At 72.1% G+C, this 14,740-nt stretch carries 15 protein-coding genes; 5 read left to right on the plus strand and 10 right to left on the minus strand.

The window, feature by feature from the left end:
- The first annotated feature begins 5 nt into the window (after positions 1-5).
- Positions 6-668: a response regulator transcription factor gene (locus QRN30_RS08355; protein ID WP_042538529.1), complete on the plus strand. Its 663-nt coding sequence runs from the start codon at positions 6-8 to the stop codon at positions 666-668.
- A gap of 13 nt (positions 669-681) precedes the next feature.
- On the plus strand, positions 682-1,539 hold the full coding sequence (locus tag QRN30_RS08360; protein ID WP_284760868.1) for an EamA family transporter: 858 nt from the start codon (positions 682-684) through the stop codon (positions 1,537-1,539).
- A 67-nt stretch (positions 1,540-1,606) separates the two neighbouring features.
- Here QRN30_RS08360 and QRN30_RS08365 read toward each other — a convergent pair whose 3' ends face one another.
- The gene (locus tag QRN30_RS08365; RefSeq protein ID WP_017886018.1) at positions 1,607-1,759 is read right to left on the minus strand and encodes a hypothetical protein; all 153 of its coding nucleotides are present in this window, start codon (positions 1,757-1,759) and stop codon (positions 1,607-1,609) included.
- A 101-nt stretch (positions 1,760-1,860) separates the two neighbouring features.
- Positions 1,861-2,190, minus strand: coding sequence for a hypothetical protein (locus QRN30_RS08370; protein WP_017886019.1), 330 nt, complete (start codon positions 2,188-2,190; stop codon positions 1,861-1,863).
- Positions 2,191-2,337: 147 nt separating this feature from the next.
- Here QRN30_RS08370 and QRN30_RS08375 point away from each other — a divergent pair, with 147 nt between their 5' ends.
- On the plus strand, positions 2,338-2,919 hold the full coding sequence (locus QRN30_RS08375; RefSeq protein ID WP_284760870.1) for a hypothetical protein: 582 nt from the start codon (positions 2,338-2,340) through the stop codon (positions 2,917-2,919).
- Positions 2,920-2,937: 18 nt separating this feature from the next.
- On the opposite strand, the gene QRN30_RS08380 is transcribed toward QRN30_RS08375, so the two are convergent.
- The 7 genes from QRN30_RS08380 to QRN30_RS08410 all read right to left on the minus strand — a co-directional run bounded on the left by QRN30_RS08380 (position 2,938) and on the right by QRN30_RS08410 (position 11,471).
- On the minus strand, positions 2,938-4,599 hold the full coding sequence (locus QRN30_RS08380; protein ID WP_284760872.1) for a dipeptide ABC transporter ATP-binding protein: 1,662 nt from the start codon (positions 4,597-4,599) through the stop codon (positions 2,938-2,940).
- On the minus strand, positions 4,596-5,177 hold the full coding sequence (locus QRN30_RS08385; protein WP_159557677.1) for a GbsR/MarR family transcriptional regulator: 582 nt from the start codon (positions 5,175-5,177) through the stop codon (positions 4,596-4,598). The genes QRN30_RS08380 and QRN30_RS08385 overlap by 4 nt, the downstream gene beginning before the upstream one ends.
- Positions 5,174-6,583, minus strand: a complete 1,410-nt coding sequence (locus QRN30_RS08390) for a serine hydrolase (RefSeq protein WP_284760873.1) — start codon at positions 6,581-6,583, stop codon at positions 5,174-5,176. Before QRN30_RS08390 ends, QRN30_RS08385 begins: the two co-directional genes overlap by 4 nt.
- A 70-nt stretch (positions 6,584-6,653) precedes the next feature.
- Entirely contained in the window at positions 6,654-7,544 is an 891-nt protein-coding gene (locus QRN30_RS08395; RefSeq protein WP_042538539.1) for an ABC transporter permease, read from the minus strand.
- Positions 7,541-8,482 carry an ABC transporter permease gene (locus tag QRN30_RS08400; protein ID WP_056071426.1) on the minus strand — a complete coding sequence of 314 codons (942 nt, stop codon included), beginning with the start codon at positions 8,480-8,482 and terminating at the stop codon, positions 7,541-7,543. The genes QRN30_RS08395 and QRN30_RS08400 overlap by 4 nt, the downstream gene beginning before the upstream one ends.
- Positions 8,482-9,876: a M14 family zinc carboxypeptidase gene (locus tag QRN30_RS08405; RefSeq protein WP_284760875.1), complete on the minus strand. Its 1,395-nt coding sequence runs from the start codon at positions 9,874-9,876 to the stop codon at positions 8,482-8,484. The genes QRN30_RS08400 and QRN30_RS08405 overlap by 1 nt, the downstream gene beginning before the upstream one ends.
- A gap of 8 nt (positions 9,877-9,884) precedes the next feature.
- Positions 9,885-11,471 carry a peptide ABC transporter substrate-binding protein gene (locus QRN30_RS08410; RefSeq protein ID WP_071252253.1) on the minus strand — a complete coding sequence of 529 codons (1,587 nt, stop codon included), beginning with the start codon at positions 11,469-11,471 and terminating at the stop codon, positions 9,885-9,887.
- Positions 11,472-11,650: 179 nt separating this feature from the next.
- Here QRN30_RS08410 and QRN30_RS08415 point away from each other — a divergent pair, with 179 nt between their 5' ends.
- Complete coding sequence (locus QRN30_RS08415; protein ID WP_017886028.1) at positions 11,651-12,304, plus strand: FMN-binding negative transcriptional regulator; 654 nt, start codon at positions 11,651-11,653, stop codon at positions 12,302-12,304.
- Positions 12,301-13,770 carry an amidohydrolase gene (locus tag QRN30_RS08420; RefSeq protein WP_214519442.1) on the plus strand — a complete coding sequence of 490 codons (1,470 nt, stop codon included), beginning with the start codon at positions 12,301-12,303 and terminating at the stop codon, positions 13,768-13,770. Before QRN30_RS08415 ends, QRN30_RS08420 begins: the two co-directional genes overlap by 4 nt.
- Positions 13,771-13,806: 36 nt before the next feature.
- Here QRN30_RS08420 and QRN30_RS08425 read toward each other — a convergent pair whose 3' ends face one another.
- Positions 13,807-14,736: an Fpg/Nei family DNA glycosylase gene (locus tag QRN30_RS08425; RefSeq protein ID WP_284760878.1), complete on the minus strand. Its 930-nt coding sequence runs from the start codon at positions 14,734-14,736 to the stop codon at positions 13,807-13,809.
- Between the last annotated feature and the right edge of the window lie 4 nt (positions 14,737-14,740).

A 14,740-nucleotide genomic window follows, 5' to 3' on the forward strand; every position in this document is an offset into this window, starting at 1 on the left:
TCGGCATGACAGACGGCCCGGATGCAGCACGCATCCGGGCCGTCGTCGTCGACGACGCCGTCCTGCTGCGCGAGGGCCTGGCCCGCGTGCTCGACGAGGCCGGCATCGACGTCATCGGGCAGTACTCCGACGCCCGGGCCTTCCTGGCGACGCTGCCCGACGGTGCGCCGGACGTCGTGGTGATGGACGTGCGGATGCCGCCGACCTTCACCGACGAAGGGGTCCGCGCCGCCGTCGAGACCCGCCGGATCGCGCCACGGACGGGTGTGCTCCTGCTCTCCCAGTACGTCGAGGCCACCTACGCCGAGGACGTCCTGGCCGCCGGTGCGACCGGCATCGGCTACCTGCTCAAGGACCGTGTCACCCGGCTCGAGGAGATCGACGACGCCGTCCGCCGCATCGCCGCCGGGGGCACCGTGCTCGACCCCGAGGTCGTCACGCAGCTGATGAGCCGCCGCCGCGACCCGCTCGCAGCCCTCACCCCGCGCGAGCGTGACGTGCTCGGGCTGATGGCCGAGGGCCGCACGAACGCCGCGATCGCCCGCGCCCTGGTGATCGGCACCGGCGCCGTCGAGAAGCACGTGTCGAGCATCTTCGGCAAGCTCGCGCTCGAGGACACCGGAGAGGACCACCGCCGTGTCCTCGCCGTCCTCGCCTACCTCGGATGAGCCGAGCCCTGTGATGAACCGGGTCCCCGCGCCCCTGCTGGCCCTCACCGCGATGGTGTCCGTCCAGCTCGGCGCCGCGATCGCGAAGACCCACTTCGACGACGTCGGTGCGGTCGGGGCCGCCACGCTCCGGCTCGTCATCGGTGCCGTCGTCCTCGCCCTGGTGGTCCGTCCCCGCGTCCGGCACTGGACGCGGGCGCAGTGGCTCGGTGCGGTCGGCCTCGGCCTGGCGCTCGGCGGCATGAACGTCTTCATCTACCTGTCGTTCGCGAGCATCCCGATCGGTGTCGCCGTGACGATCGAGTTCCTCGGGCCGCTCGCCCTGTCGCTCGTGCACACCCGGCGCTGGCGCGATGCACTGTGGGCCGTGCTGGCGCTCGCCGGGGTCGTGCTGCTCGGCGTCGGCCCGACCGCCGTGACCGAGGTGGGCGGGGTCGTCTGGGCGGTCCTCGCGGCCGGGTGCTGGGCGGGCTACATCGTGATGAACCGGCACGTCGGCGCCGCGATCCCCGGTGTCGACGGGCTCGTCGTGTCGATGGTGGTCGCGATGCTCGTGTCGCTGCCGTTCGGGCTCCGGTCTGTGGTCGACGGTGTCGTGCGCGAACCGGCGCTCCTGCTCGTCTTCGGTGCCGTCGCCGTGCTGTCCAGCGTGCTGCCGTACGCCCTCGAGATGCTCGCGCTCCGCCGGATGCCGACACGGGTGTTCGGGGTGCTGCAGAGCCTCGGCCCGGCGATCGCCGCCCTGGCAGGCCTGGTGGTGCTGGCCGAGGGGCTGTCGGTGCTCGAGACGGTCGCCCTGGCGTGCGTCACCGCCGCGAGCGTCGGCGTGACGCTGTCGGCGCGTCGCCGACGTGGCGGACCGGTGGGGTGAACGAAGAGGAGGCCCGGATCACGTCCGCCGACGGCGGTGCGTGATCCGGGCCTCCTGAGAAGTCCGTCTACTCGTCGCGCAGGAAGTCTGCGTACGTGGGTTCCGACTGCTCACCCGACAGCAGGGCCGGATCGTTGATCCGACGCTCGACGTAGGCGCTGATGACCTCGGGCGGGGTGAGCACGTGGGCGACCCAGGACGGCACCGCTGCGTTCTTCATGGTGCCTCCTTCGTGAGCACGGGTCCGGACCGAATGCCTCGATCAGTGAGTTACTTGCTGAACCCGTGTTCGCTAAACCATCCTCGGGGTGTGGGCGGAAGTCAACGCAGTGCGTTCTGCGGACTCCGGTTCGCGCTGTCCCGGTCGGCACGGAGCGTGCGGTGCTTCACCGCGGAACGCCACACCCACGCCTCGGCCTGCTGCCCGAACTGCGCCCACTCCACGAGCACGGCGTCGCGGGTCCAGCTCTTCGCGAAGGCCTTCACCCGAACGTGGAAGGTCGGGAACTGGATCCACGCCCAAACCGGCTTCGGGGTGACGGCGTGGCAGACGTCGTCGCCGCGGGCGTCCTCGGACAGGGAGTAGGCGCGCGGACGCTCGACCTCCGGGTGTTCCGGGGGCTGCCACCGGTTCTCGCGACGCCGTCCCACGACGGTATTCGAACGTGTGTTCGAACAGCCGTCAAGTCGACCGCGCCGTCTGGACGACGACCCGGTGCCCGACGGGCGTGTCGCAAGGGGCGCCGAACCGCGGGGAACGTGTTCCGCTGGCGCCGCCCCGGGGCATAGGGTGCGGGCATGCAGAGCAGCACGGGGGTACGGGTGGTGTCGGCGGCCGCGGTGGTGGCGGCGCTGGTGTTCGGAGCGGCCGGACTGGTCGGGACGGTCTGGTTGGCGCCCTGGGACCTGCCCCGCGGGCTGCTCCTCGGCGCCACGGTCGTCGGGGGCATCGCCGCCGCCGTCGTGCTCGTCGCCGCGGTGCGTGCTCGGGACCGCCGGGCGCTCACGTTCGCGGTGTCCGTGCTCGCGTTCGCGCTCGTGTCGCTGGTTCCCGGACTGTTGATCGACGTGTTCCTCGTCGTCGCGCAGGCGGCGCTCGTGGCCTTCGGCGTGGTCACGGTCCGGAGCGAACCGGGTGCGCAGCGGGCCTTCGGCTGGATCGTCACGGTGGCGGCTGCGGCGTGGTTCGTCACCGCGCTGCTGTCGAACACCGTGCTCCTCACGGCACTCCCGCAGGAGTCCCTCGGCGTGGCCCTCGCGGTCCCGGGCCTGCTGCAGACCGTCGCGTACCTGGCCGCCGCGGCGCTCGTCGCCGTGCCGCTGCTGCGCCCGGTGGGCCGCGGCGTCGGCGTGCTGTGGGCCTCGGCCGAGGTGCGCTGACCCGGACTCCCGCCCGCCTCAGCCCGCGCGGGCAGCCAGACGCTCGGAACGCCGTCGTGCCTGCTCCCCGGGGTCCGGCACCGGGGCAGCCTGGATGAGCCGTCGTGTGTACGGGTCCTGCGGCGAGCGCAGGATGGCGTCGCGCGTCCCCTGTTCGGCGACCCGGCCCCCGTGCAGCACGACGACCCGGTCGCACAGCGTGTCGACCACGGCCAGGTCGTGGGTGACGAACAGGCACGCGAACCCGAGGCGCTCCTGCAGCTCGCGGAACACGTCGAGCACGCGGGCCTGCACCGACACGTCGAGTGCGCTCGTCGGCTCGTCGGCGATCAGGAGCGCGGGGTCGAGCGCCACCGCGCGGGCGATCGCGACGCGTTGCCGTTGGCCGCCGGAGAGTTCGTGCGGGTAGCGCTCGGCGTACACGCCGTCGAGACCGACGTCGGCGAGGAGCCGCTCGACCCGTTCCTCGACCTGCACCGCCGGCAGCCGGAGGATCTGGCGGAGCGGCTCGGCGACGGTCTGCCCGACGGTGTACCGGGGGTTGAGCGACCGGAGCGGGTTCTGGAACACCACGCCGACGTGCTGGCGCATCTGCCGTCGGGCGGCTCGTCGTGCGCCGGCGACGTCGGTGCCCTCGATGACCACCGAGCCCGAGGTGATCGGCGCGAGGCCGACCGCGGCCCGGCCGATGGTGGTCTTGCCGCTGCCGGACTCCCCCACCAGGCCGACGATCTCGCCACGGCCGACGGTGAACGACACGTCGTCGACGGCACGGAACCGGCCCCGCAGGGCGCCGCCGTACTCGACCACGAGGTGCCGGACGTCCAGGACGGCGGCCGGGGGCTCCGTGGCGGAGCCGAGCCGGGCCTCCAGACCGGACCCGGTGCCCATGCGCGGGACCGCAGCGAGGAGTTCCCGCGTGTACTCGGCGGACGGTGCGGCGAAGACCGCCTCGGCGGTGCCGGTCTCGACGACGCGGCCGCGGCGCATCACGACCACGCGGTCGGCGAGGTCCGCGACGACACCCATGTCGTGGGTGATGAGCAGGATCGCGGTGCCGGTGCGTTCACGCAGCGCGCGGAGGACGTCGAGCACCTCGGCCTGCACGGTGACGTCGAGGGCGGTCGTCGGCTCGTCCGCGATGAGCAGGTCCGGGCCCGCGGCGAGCGCCATCGCGATCATCACGCGCTGGGCCTGCCCGCCGGAGAGTTCGTGCGGGTACTGGCCCAGGCGGCGTTCGGGTTCGGGGACCTCCACGGCGCGGAGCAGCTCGAGCGAGCGTTCCCGGACGGCGGCGCGGTCGTGCGGGCCGCCGGTGCGTCGGACCGCCTCGGCGAGCTGGAACCCGATGGTGAACACCGGGTTCAGGGCCGCGGACGGGTCCTGGAAGACCATCGACACGCTGCGGCCCCGGACCGACCGGAGGGTGCGCTCGTCGGCGCCGATGACCTCGAGGTCGCCGAGCCGGATGCTCCCCGAGGCACGGGCGCCGTCGGGGGCGATGCCCATCGCGGTCATCGCCGTCATGCTCTTGCCGGAGCCGGACTCCCCCACGACGGCGACGACCTCGCCCCGGGCGACGGTGAACGAGGCGTCGTCGACGGCACGGACGACCTCGCCGTCGACGTCGAAGGTGACGGTGAGGTGCTCGACGGTCAGGACGTCGGTGGTGCCGCTCATGGGGTCTCCGGGGGGTCGGTGTCGTCGCGGGCGGCCTTGAAGGCCTCCCACTCCTCGAGCATCTTGCGGTGGTAGCCCTGCAGCCACTGCATGTAGTCGCGGCCGTTGAGCAGACGTTCGCGGACCTCGGCGTCCACGTCGCCCGTGCCGGTGCGGCCGGCTCCCTCGACGACGGCGAGCCCGCGGCCGATGATGTCGCGCTGCCGGTCGAGGTACTTCCGTTCGCTGGCGAGCCAGGAGCCCCAGACGTCGGCCTCGGCACGGAAGTAGTGGCTGCGCTCGCCGGGGACGATGTGGCGCTTCACGAAGCCGGTGTCGACGAGCCGTCGGGTGGCCATCGACACCGACCCCGAGCTGGCACCGAGCGCTGCCTGCAGGTCGGACGACGACGAGTGCGGTGCGCGGGTCATCATCAGGTAGCCGAGCACCCGGGCGTCGGTGAGGGGCATGCCCGCACCGTCGTTGAGCATCAGGGCGAACTCCTCGACGAACGCCTGGCGCTCCGGTCCGAGCAGCCGGTCGTCGTCGGCGTCGGTGCCGACACCGTCGGTGCCGTCGGTGCCCCGGTCGTCGGTCACGAGGCCAGTCCGGCGGCCACCTCGGGTCGTTCGTCCGGGATCGACCAAGGCTCCTGGGACATGCCGCCACCGCCACGGATCGCCCGCACGGTGCCGTCGTCGTCGCGGGTGTAGGTGATGTCCTCGTCGACGGAGCCGAAGCGGTTGCCGTGGGTCATCCGCAGGGTGTCGGCGTCGACGACCTCGAGCCGGGTGGGTGTGTCCATCGGCTCGGGGCCGGACGGGTCGACCTCGACGAGCCGGTCACCGATCCGGGCGACGTCGGTGACACCCCACGGGTTCGCGAAGCGTCCGGTGAAGGCGGTGGTGTCGACGTCGTCGGGCACCGGGGTCCCCGGGGCGCCGGTGTCGGCCGCGGCGTCGAGCATGGCGATGACCGCGGTGGCGATGACCGTCGCGGGTCCGGCGGCGGCGCTGGTCAGCACGGACACGACGAGCCCGGACGCCGGGTCGAACATCGACTGGGTGATGTGGCCGGGGAACCCGCCGGAGTGGCCGCGGATCTCGCGTCCGCCGATCCGGTCGACGATGAACCCGGCGCCGTAGCCGCGGGCCGCGGGGTCGTCGGTGGCGCTCCAGGCCTTCCGCTGTGCGAGGCGCTTGGAGTGGTCGTCGAGCAGGGTGCCCTGCCCGATCACGTGCTGCGAGAAGTAGCGGACCAGGTCGGACGCGGTGCCGTGGAACCCGGTGGCGGCGGCCATCGCGCGGGTGTCGACGTGGTCGATGCGCTGCCGGTGCCTGGCGGTGTGGAACCCGGTGTACCCGACCACGAAGTCGTCGGCGCGTGCGGGGTCCCAGTCGGGGCCGGTGTTCCGCAGGCCGAGGGGTTCGGTGATCGACTCGCGCACGAAGTCGTTGTACGACTGCCCGGACACCGCGGCGATGACGAGGCCGAGCAGGGAGTAGCCGAGGTTCGAGTAGTTGAACGACGAGCCGGTCGGTACCTTCTGGCCCCGGTCGAGCACGAGCGCCAGGAGTTCCTGCTCGTCGGGGAACGGGCGGAGCAGGGACCAGTAGTCGCCGTCGTGTCCGTCGCGGATGACGCCGGCCCCCATCTCCATCAGCTCGCGCAGGGTGGCGTCGGCGAGCGGGGAGCCACCGTCGACCAGCGCCGGGACGTACGTGCCGACGGTGTCGTCGAGCCGGAGCGACCCGCGCTCGGCGAGCTGCAGCAGGGCCGTCGCGGTGAACGTCTTCGAGTGCGAGGCGATGCGGAACAGGTCGGTGGTGGTCAGGCGGCGCCCGGCCTCGACGTCGGCGTAGCCCCAGGCCTCGTCGAACAGGACCTCGCCGCCGAAGCCGACGGCGACCTGCACGCCGGGCACCCGCAGCTGCCACACCTTGTACGACACCCACTCACGGATGTAGGGCAGGGTCTTCCGGTAGGCGGAGAGGGTGTCGGTCACGGTGGTCCTTTCGAGGGGCGGTGGTTCGAGTCTGGCGCGTCGATCGCTGCGGCGTCCGCCGCGACGCACGTCAGCGCCGACGTGGGTCGAGCGCGGCGCGCAGCGTGTCGCCGAGCGCGATGACGGCGAGCACGGTCACGGCGAGGAACGCCGCCGGCGCGATGAGCATGTGCGGGGCCCGGAGGAACTGCGACGTCGCCGCGGACAGCTGCAGCCCCCACGAGATCGCCGGACGCTCCAGCCCGATGCCGAGGTAGGTCAGCGACGACTCGGACACGATGACCCCGCCGACGGTGATGGTGGCGAGCACGAGCAGCGGCGAGATCGACGACGGCAGCACGTACCGGGTGGTGATCCGCCACGTCGACAGCCCCATCGTCCGGGCGGCGAGCACGAACTCGGCGCCCCGGACGCTGCGGACGCTCGACCGCACGAGCCGCGCCATCGTCGGCCACCCGAACAGGGCGAGCACGAGCGACACGGTGAGCACCGACCGCTCCCCCACGCTGTTCAGCACGACGACGGCGCCGAGCAGGAACGGGAACCCGAGGAACACGTCGGTGAGCCGGGCGAGGACGGCGTCGACCCACCCGCCGACCATGCCCGCGACGGTCCCGACGACGACCGCGACCATGCCGGCGAGCAGGGTCGTGAGCACCGCGACGGCGATCGACGACCGGGTGCCCCAGATGACGTTCGCGTACACGTCGCAGCCCTGCAGGTCGAAGCCGAACGGGTGCCCGGCGGTCGCTGACGCCCCGCTCCGGCCGAGGTCGCACACCCGCGGGTCGCCGTGGCCGAACAGTCCGGCGAACAGCTGCGGGAACGCCGCGATGAGCAGGACCACCACGAGCACCGACGCGGGCACCCAGAACCCCGGCGTCCGTGCGGCGGCGAGCAGTGGCCGACGCCGGACCCCGACGACGGGTTCGACGGTGGCGCCGAGGGCTTCGGTGGTCATCGGGAGGCTCCTGTCCGGACGCGCGGGTCGAGGGCGGCGTGCAGCAGGTCGACGAGCACGCTCGTGACGAGGAACACCAGGATGAGGGCGGTCGAGATGCCGACGACGACGGCGCCCTCGTGCGAGCGGATGCCCTGGAACAGCAGGTTCCCGACGCCCGGCAGGTTGAAGATGCCCTCGATGATGACGGTGCCGCCCATCAGGTACCCGAGGTCGGTCGCCAGGTAGGTGGCGGTGGGGATGAGCGAGTTCCGCAGCACGTGCACACCGACGATCCGGCCCGGCGCGAGCCCCTTCGCGCGGGCCGTCCGCACGTAGTCGGCGTCGAGCGTCTCGATCATCGACGTCCGGGTGAGCCGGGACACCGCGGCCAGGCCGAACAGGGCGATCACGAACGCCGGCAGGACGTACGCGGTCGGCCACCCGGCGGTGACGCCCGCGACCGGGAACCAGTCCAGCCGCACCGAGAACACCAGCTGCAGGGCCACGCCGAGCACGAACACGGGGACCGCCCCGACGACGATGGTGCCGACGAGCACCGTCTTGTCGAGCACCGTGCCGCGCTTGAGCGCCGAGACCACGCCGAGTCCGATGCCCAGGACGATCTCGAGCGCCCACGCGCTGAGCGCCAGCGTGATCGTCACCGGCCAGCGCGAGGCCATCTGCTCGCCGACGGACTGCCCGTTGAAGTCGGTGCCGAAGTCACCCCGGAACAGGCCGCCCAGGTACTGCACGTACTGCAGCCACAGCGGCTGGTCCAGGTGGTACTCCGCCCGCAGCGCCCGCACGACCGAGTCGGTCAGGGGGCGCTCGCCGCCGAGGGCCTTGATCGGGTCGCCGGGCAGCGCGAACGTCATCGCGTAGATGAGGAAGGTCACCCCGAGGAACACGATGACCAGGCCGCCGAGCCGGCGACCGACGGCGAGCGTCGGACGCATCACGCGCCTCCCGACACGGCCGCCGACACCGGACGGGAGGCACGGCTCGGGTCCGCCACGTGGCTCGCGCAGGCGAGGATCGCCCCGTACTGCACGCCCACGAGCTTCCCCACCGGGATCGGCTCGGCACCCGTCGACGCGTCCGCCTGCCAGTGCGCGTACCGCTCGGCCAGGCGGTCGCGGAGCCGCCGGAGCGGCGCGGACGCCGTGCCGGCGGTCGTCTCCGCCTCGACGGCGCGCAGGAGCATGCCGCCGTAGCGCAGGCGGAAGCAGCGGACCAGGTCCTCGCAGCCGAAGCGCTCCGCGACGGTGGCCGTCCGGTCGGCCGGTTCCCGTTCGGCGCGGCGGCGGTCGGTGTCCGCCATCCCGGCGAGCATCGGCACGAACGCCCGGGAGGCCTCGACGAACGGCGACGGGATCGAGAGCATCGGCGACGCCTCGTCGAGGAACGCCTGCAGTTCCGCACCCGAGGCGCCGAGCTCGTCCGCGCACCGGCGCAGCAGGTCGGCGTACGACTCGTCGGTCGCGGTCTGGTCGTCGGCGTCGGGGTGGCTCCAGTACGGCAGCTCGGCCACCATGCAGAGGGCCCCGTGCCGCATCGCCCACGCCGCGCTCGACCCGCCGTGGATGTGCTCACCCGGGTCGACACCGAGCTCCTCGAGGTAGGCGTACGCCGTCTCGATGCCATCCATCGCGAACACCGCCGGTGCGAGCTCCCGCAGGTACGGGGACTCCGGCTCCCCGGTGTCGAGCGGCAGCCCGAGGGCGGCCGGCACCGCGTGCAGGGTGTCGACGACGTCGGGCAGGTCCTCGGACAGGTAGTAGTAGACGCCGCCCATCTCGCCGTTGTGCAGGCTCACGAGCAGCTCCGGCTCGGTGTCGTCGATGAGCCGCATGAACGCGAGCGTCTCGGGCAGCACCTGGTCGAAGTACACGGACCTGTAGCTGTTCGGGAACGTCCACTCGACCTGGCTGTCCGGGGCTGGCCGGTAGAAGTGGCGCGAGTAGAACACCCGGTCGTGCGGGTCGTGGAACCACGCCTCGTTGAGCCGCATGCCGTCCGGGTCGATCGTCGGGACGATGTGCCAGGTGACGTCGAGCGCCTGCACCCGCTCGTCACCGAGGGCCGTCTCGGCGAGGTGCAGCGCCGTCCACGAACCGATCGGCTCGTTCGGGTGCACCCCGCCGACCACGACGGCCGCGTGCGACCCGGTGCCGATGCGGTAGCTGTGCAGGGGTTCGCCGAGGCGGCTCGTGCCGATCCGGGTGACCGTGACCCGGTCGGGGTGCGCCACGGCGAGCGCGGCGAACCGGGCGTGCAGGTCGTCGACGAGCGGGAAGCCGTCGTGGTCGGGGACGTCGCGGACCAGGTCGAGGACGGTGTGCTGCTCCATGCTCCGCCCTACTTCACGGCGATCTGCGCGATCACGGGGCTGCCCGCCACCGCCGGCAGCTTCGCGATCTTGTCGCTCGTGACGTACGAGTACTTGTCGAAGAAGGTCGGGACGATCGGGAAGTCCTCGAGGACGGCCTGCTGCGTCTTCGTGTAGTACCCGTTCGCCTCGTCCTGGGACCCGGCGGAGTCGGCCTTCGCGAGCAGCGAGTCGACGTCGTCGGACTGGTAGTACCCGGTGCACGGGGAGCACCCGCCGGCCGTGGTGAACAGCGCGCGGAGCGTGTTCTGCTGGCTGATGTAGAGCGCGCCCCAGTGCCCGAAGTGCGGGCCGGCGACCTTCTTGTCCGTGAGCTCCGAGTAGTACGACGCCCAGTCGGTGGTGGCCTTCGCCTCGGCGTCGATGCCCAGGTTCTGCCGGATCTGGTTGGCGTACGCCTCGTACAGGGAGTCGAGGCCGGAACCGCCCGGGTAGACGAGCGTCATGGTGCCGTCGAACCCGCCGGCACCGGCGAGGAGCTTCTTCGCCGCCGCCGGGTCGAACTCGCAGGCGTCGCCGCAGATGCCCTCCTCGGTGCCGGACATCGACGGCGGGGTCAGTGCGGTGGCCGGTTCGTACAGACCGCCGTAGATGGCGTCGTTCACCTGGTCACGGTCGATCGACATCGAGATCGCGCGGCGCACGTCGGGGTCGGAGTACCGGTCGTCCCACAGCGGGAAGCCGAGGTAGTCGATGCCGGGGGCGTCGAAGGAGTGCAGGCGGTCGCCGAAGTCGGCCTTCGCGCTCGTCATCTTGTCCGTCGGCAGGAACAGCACGTCGGCGTTGCCGGCAAGGACGTCGGTGTACGCGGTGTTCATGTCGGAGTAGCTGCGGAAGGTCACCTCGTCGGTGGCGGGCTTCGTGCCCTCGTAGTCCTTCCAGGCCGTGACGGTGAACTCCTGGTCCGCCTTCCATGCCTTCGTCATCTCGTACGGGCCGTTGCCGATCGGCTTCTCGTCGTACGCCTTCAGGTCGTCGTAGGCGGCCTCGGGCATCGGGTAGAACGCGGTCTGGGCCTGGCTGAGCTGCAGCGGGAACTGGCTGTCCGCGTGGGTGAGCGTGACCGTGAAGGTGTCCTTGCCGGTGACCTTGAGCCCCGACATCTCCTTGGTCTTCGGGGTGCCCTTCGCCGGGTTGAGGTCGGAGTACCCGACGATCCCGGCGAGCTGGCCGCTGTTCTCCCATGCGTTCGGGCCGTAGGCGACGTGGTTCCAGGCCTTCACGTAGCTCTCCGGCGTGACGGGCTCGCCGTTCTGGAACGTCCAGCCGTCCCGCAGCGTGATCGTCCACGTGGTGGCGTCGTCGCTCTCGACGCTCTTCGCCGCGACGTCGTGCAGGTCGCCGTCGGCGTCGGTCTGGGTCAGCGGTGCGAAGACGCTCATCACCTGGTCGAAGGCCACGGTCTGCCGGCCCGGGGTCAGGTGGTCGGGCTCGCCGGTCGCGTACACCAGGCTCGAGGGAGCGTCGTCGTCGGCCGTGCCGCCCGCCGAGCAGCCGGTCGCCACCAGGGCCAAGGTTGCCGCCGCGGCCAGCGCGGCGATCGTCCTGCGTCGCATGATCTCTCCTCGATCGGGTGCGGCCGGATCCCTGCCCGGTCGTCGTGGTGGGAAAGCTAGGACGGTTCGAATCCCGACCACAAGACTTCTTTCAATGCGCTCTGAGAGTGTTACCGCGCAGAAACACCAGCGAAACCACGCCCGTCGCAGGACCCGGCTCGTTGTGCCACGCTCGGAGGATGCGCCACACACCGCACTTCCTGCTGACCGACGTCGACGAGGTCCGACGCCTCATCACCGGGAACCCGTGGGCGACGATCGTGTCGCACACCGCGGACGGACTGGTCGCCTCGCACTACCCGGTGCTGCTCGAGACCCCCGGCCCCGACGACGACCCGGACGCCCTCGTCCTGGTGTCCCACGTCGGCCGACCCGACGAGGTCGCGCACGAACTCGGACAGCACGAGGTCCTCGTCGTGTTCCAGGGCCCGCACGGCTACGTCTCCCCCGCCTGGTACCCGCCGGAACAGTTCGTGCCCACCTGGAACCACGTCACCGCCCACGTCTGGGGCACCCCCGAGATCCTGTCCGACGACGAGAACTTCCGGGTGCTCGGCGAACTCGTCGACCACTTCGAGCACGTCATGCCCTCGCCCGTGTCGTTGCAGGTCGACGAGGAGACCGCCCGCCGGATCGCGAAGGGCACCGTCGGCATCCGAATCCGCGTCACCCGGTTCGACGCCCGCGCCAAGCTGTCGCAGAACAAGGCCCCCGAGGTGATCGACCGCATCGTCGCCGGCCTGCGGGGCGACGGCCCCTACGCGTCGCCGGCGCTCGCCGACGAGATGGCACGAGCGCACGCTGCGCGCGCTGACGACCGGGAGGCTCGATGAGCGAGATCCTGCTGCGCACGGTCCGCAGGGTGGGCACCTCCGGGGCCCCTGCCGACGTCCGCGTCGTCGACGGCCGGGTCACCGAGATCGCCCCGACCGGCACGCTCGACCCCACGAGCGTCGACACCGACGTGGTCGAGGCCGGCGGCGCCTGGCTCGGTCCGGGCCTGCGCGACCACCACACGCACTTCGACCAGTGGGCGCTCGTCCGCCGCCGTGTCGACGTCACCGGCTGCGACTCCGCCGAGGCGACCGCCGACCTGCTCGCCGCCGTCGCGCGGGCGGGCGTGACGGACCGCGTCCTGGTCGGACACGGCTACCGCGACGGGACGTGGCCGCGCCCTGCGCGACGCGAGCTGCTCGACCGTGCCGCACCGAGCCTCCCGACCGTCGTCATCAGCGCGGACCTGCACGCGGTGTGGTGCAACGCCCTCGCGCTCGCGCACTTCTCCGCCGCTGTCGGCCGCCCGCTCGAGGCGGGCGAGGACGGGGTCCTGCGCGAGCAGGACGCGTTCGACGTGACCGGTGCGTTGTCGCAGGTGCCGGACGATGCGCTCGACGCGTCCGTGGCGGACGCTGCCGAAGCAGCGGCGGCCCGCGGGGTGACGGGCGTGGTCGACCTCGAGATGCGCTTCGGGCTCGACCGCTGGCGCCGCCGGATCCACGCCGGCACCGACGCGATCCGGGTCGCGTCCGGGGTGTACCCGGCCGAGCTCGACGAGGCCATCGCCCGGGGGCTGCGCACCGGCGACGTGGTCGAGGGCACCCGTGGGCTGCTCACGATGGGACCGTTCAAGGTGGTCACGGACGGGTCGCTCGGCACGCGGACCGCCGCGATGACCGACGGCTCCGGCGTGCTCGCCTGGCCGTTCGAGGACCTCGTCGCGATCACCCGGCGTGCCGTCGACGCCGGACTCGTCCCCGCGATCCACGCGATCGGCGACCGTGCGAACGCCCTGGCCCTCGACGTCTTCGAGACCGTCGGGACCCGCGGCACGATCGAGCACGCGCAGTTGCTCGTCGACACCGACGTCGACCGGTTCGCCCGGCTCGGGGTCGCCGCGTCGGTGCAGCCCGAACACGCCATGGACGACCGGGACATCGCCGACCGGCACTGGGCCGGGTACACCGACCGGGCGTTCGCCTTCGCCTCGCTCGCACGGGCCGGAGCGCGCCTGCTGCTCGGGTCGGACGCCCCGGTGGCGCCGCTCGACCCGTGGGTCTCGATGGCGGCGGCCGTCGGGCGGGACCGCGACGGCCGCGATCCGTGGCACCCGGCCGAACGGCTCTCGTCGCTCGTCGCGTGGCAGGGGTCGACCGACGGGCGGGTCGGGGTGTCCGTCGGCGACGTGGCGGACCTGGTGTTCGTCGAGTCCGACCCGCTGGCGGCATCGTCCGCCGCTCTGCGCGGCATGCGGGTGCTCGGGACGGCCGTCGCCGGGCGGTTCACGTACCGGGAGCTGTGAGCAGGAGGACGGGCGGGTGCGTCCGTGTTCCGTGGGCTACTTCTGGTCCTTCGGGCACCAGTAGAGCTTCCGGCCGGCCATGTCGGCCATCCGGATCTCGGTGCCGCACACCCGGCAGGGCTCGCCCTGACGGTGGTAGACCCAGTGGCGGTCCTTGCGGGAGCGCAGGGCCTTCTTGTGGTCGGCCTCGGACAGGTCGTCCATCGTCATCATCAGACCGTCGCGGACGCCGTCGTGCAGCAGCTTCGACCAGTCCGCCCAGAGCGCCTTGGCCTGCTTGACGGTGATCTTCTTGCCCGGCTTGTACGGATCGATGCGCTGCCGGAACAGCAGTTCGGCGCGGTAGATGTTGCCGATGCCGGCCACCACGGACTGGTCCATGAGCAGCTGCCCGATCGCGACGTTGCGCTTCCGGACGTTGTCGACGAAGGTCTTCTCGGCCTCGGGCCCGTCGTCGTTCATCGGGTCGGGGCCGAGCTTGTCGAGCGCGCGCTGCACCTCGGCCGGGGTCTCCACGACGCACGCGGTCGGGCCGCGCAGGTCGGCGATGGTGTCCTCGGTGAGGATCCGCACGCGCACCTGGCCGACCGGGTCCGGCGGGAACGACTCGATCGGGTCCTCCGCCTTCTCCTGCTCGGCCATCCGGTAGCGGGCGAGCCGCGGTGCGCCGATCGAGCTGAGCGACTCTTCGCGGTCGTCGTCGTCGGACAGCGCCTCGGCGGTGGAGATCACGCCCGCGAAGTCCCACGCGCCGTACAGGCCGAGGTGGACGCGGAGGAACAGGTCGTCCTCGAACTCCAGGAACATCTGCTTCGCGACCGCCCGGGCGGCGATCAGGCGCTTGCCGTCGAGCTGCGCGGCCCCGGCGGCGAAGCGGCCCTGGGGACTCGACACCTCGCAGCGCTTGCCGACGAAGTGCCGGGTGAACTGGTTGGCGATGCGGTGGACGGAGTGACCCTCGGGCATTGGT

The sequence above is a fragment of the Curtobacterium sp. MEB011 genome (assembly GCF_030209655.1).
Taxonomy (GTDB): Bacteria; Actinomycetota; Actinomycetes; order Actinomycetales; family Microbacteriaceae; genus Curtobacterium; species Curtobacterium poinsettiae.

Bases quoted from the DNA above. Each gene is read 5' to 3' on its own strand.
- QRN30_RS08355 (WP_042538529.1), top strand. From the start codon at position 6: ATGACAGACGGCCCGGATGCAGCACGCATCCGGGCCGTCGTCGTCGAC.
- QRN30_RS08360 (WP_284760868.1), top strand. From the start codon at position 682: ATGAACCGGGTCCCCGCGCCCCTGCTGGCCCTCACCGCGATGGTGTCC.
- QRN30_RS08365 (WP_017886018.1), bottom strand. From the start codon at position 1,759: ATGAAGAACGCAGCGGTGCCGTCCTGGGTCGCCCACGTGCTCACCCCG.
- QRN30_RS08375 (WP_284760870.1), top strand. From the start codon at position 2,338: ATGCAGAGCAGCACGGGGGTACGGGTGGTGTCGGCGGCCGCGGTGGTG.
- QRN30_RS08380 (WP_284760872.1), bottom strand. From the start codon at position 4,599: ATGAGCGGCACCACCGACGTCCTGACCGTCGAGCACCTCACCGTCACC.
- QRN30_RS08395 (WP_042538539.1), bottom strand. From the start codon at position 7,544: ATGACCACCGAAGCCCTCGGCGCCACCGTCGAACCCGTCGTCGGGGTC.
- QRN30_RS08400 (WP_056071426.1), bottom strand. From the start codon at position 8,482: ATGCGTCCGACGCTCGCCGTCGGTCGCCGGCTCGGCGGCCTGGTCATC.
- QRN30_RS08405 (WP_284760875.1), bottom strand. From the start codon at position 9,876: ATGGAGCAGCACACCGTCCTCGACCTGGTCCGCGACGTCCCCGACCAC.
- QRN30_RS08410 (WP_071252253.1), bottom strand. From the start codon at position 11,471: ATGCGACGCAGGACGATCGCCGCGCTGGCCGCGGCGGCAACCTTGGCC.
- QRN30_RS08415 (WP_017886028.1), top strand. From the start codon at position 11,651: ATGCGCCACACACCGCACTTCCTGCTGACCGACGTCGACGAGGTCCGA.
- QRN30_RS08420 (WP_214519442.1), top strand. From the start codon at position 12,301: ATGAGCGAGATCCTGCTGCGCACGGTCCGCAGGGTGGGCACCTCCGGG.
- QRN30_RS08425 (WP_284760878.1), bottom strand. From the start codon at position 14,736: ATGCCCGAGGGTCACTCCGTCCACCGCATCGCCAACCAGTTCACCCGG.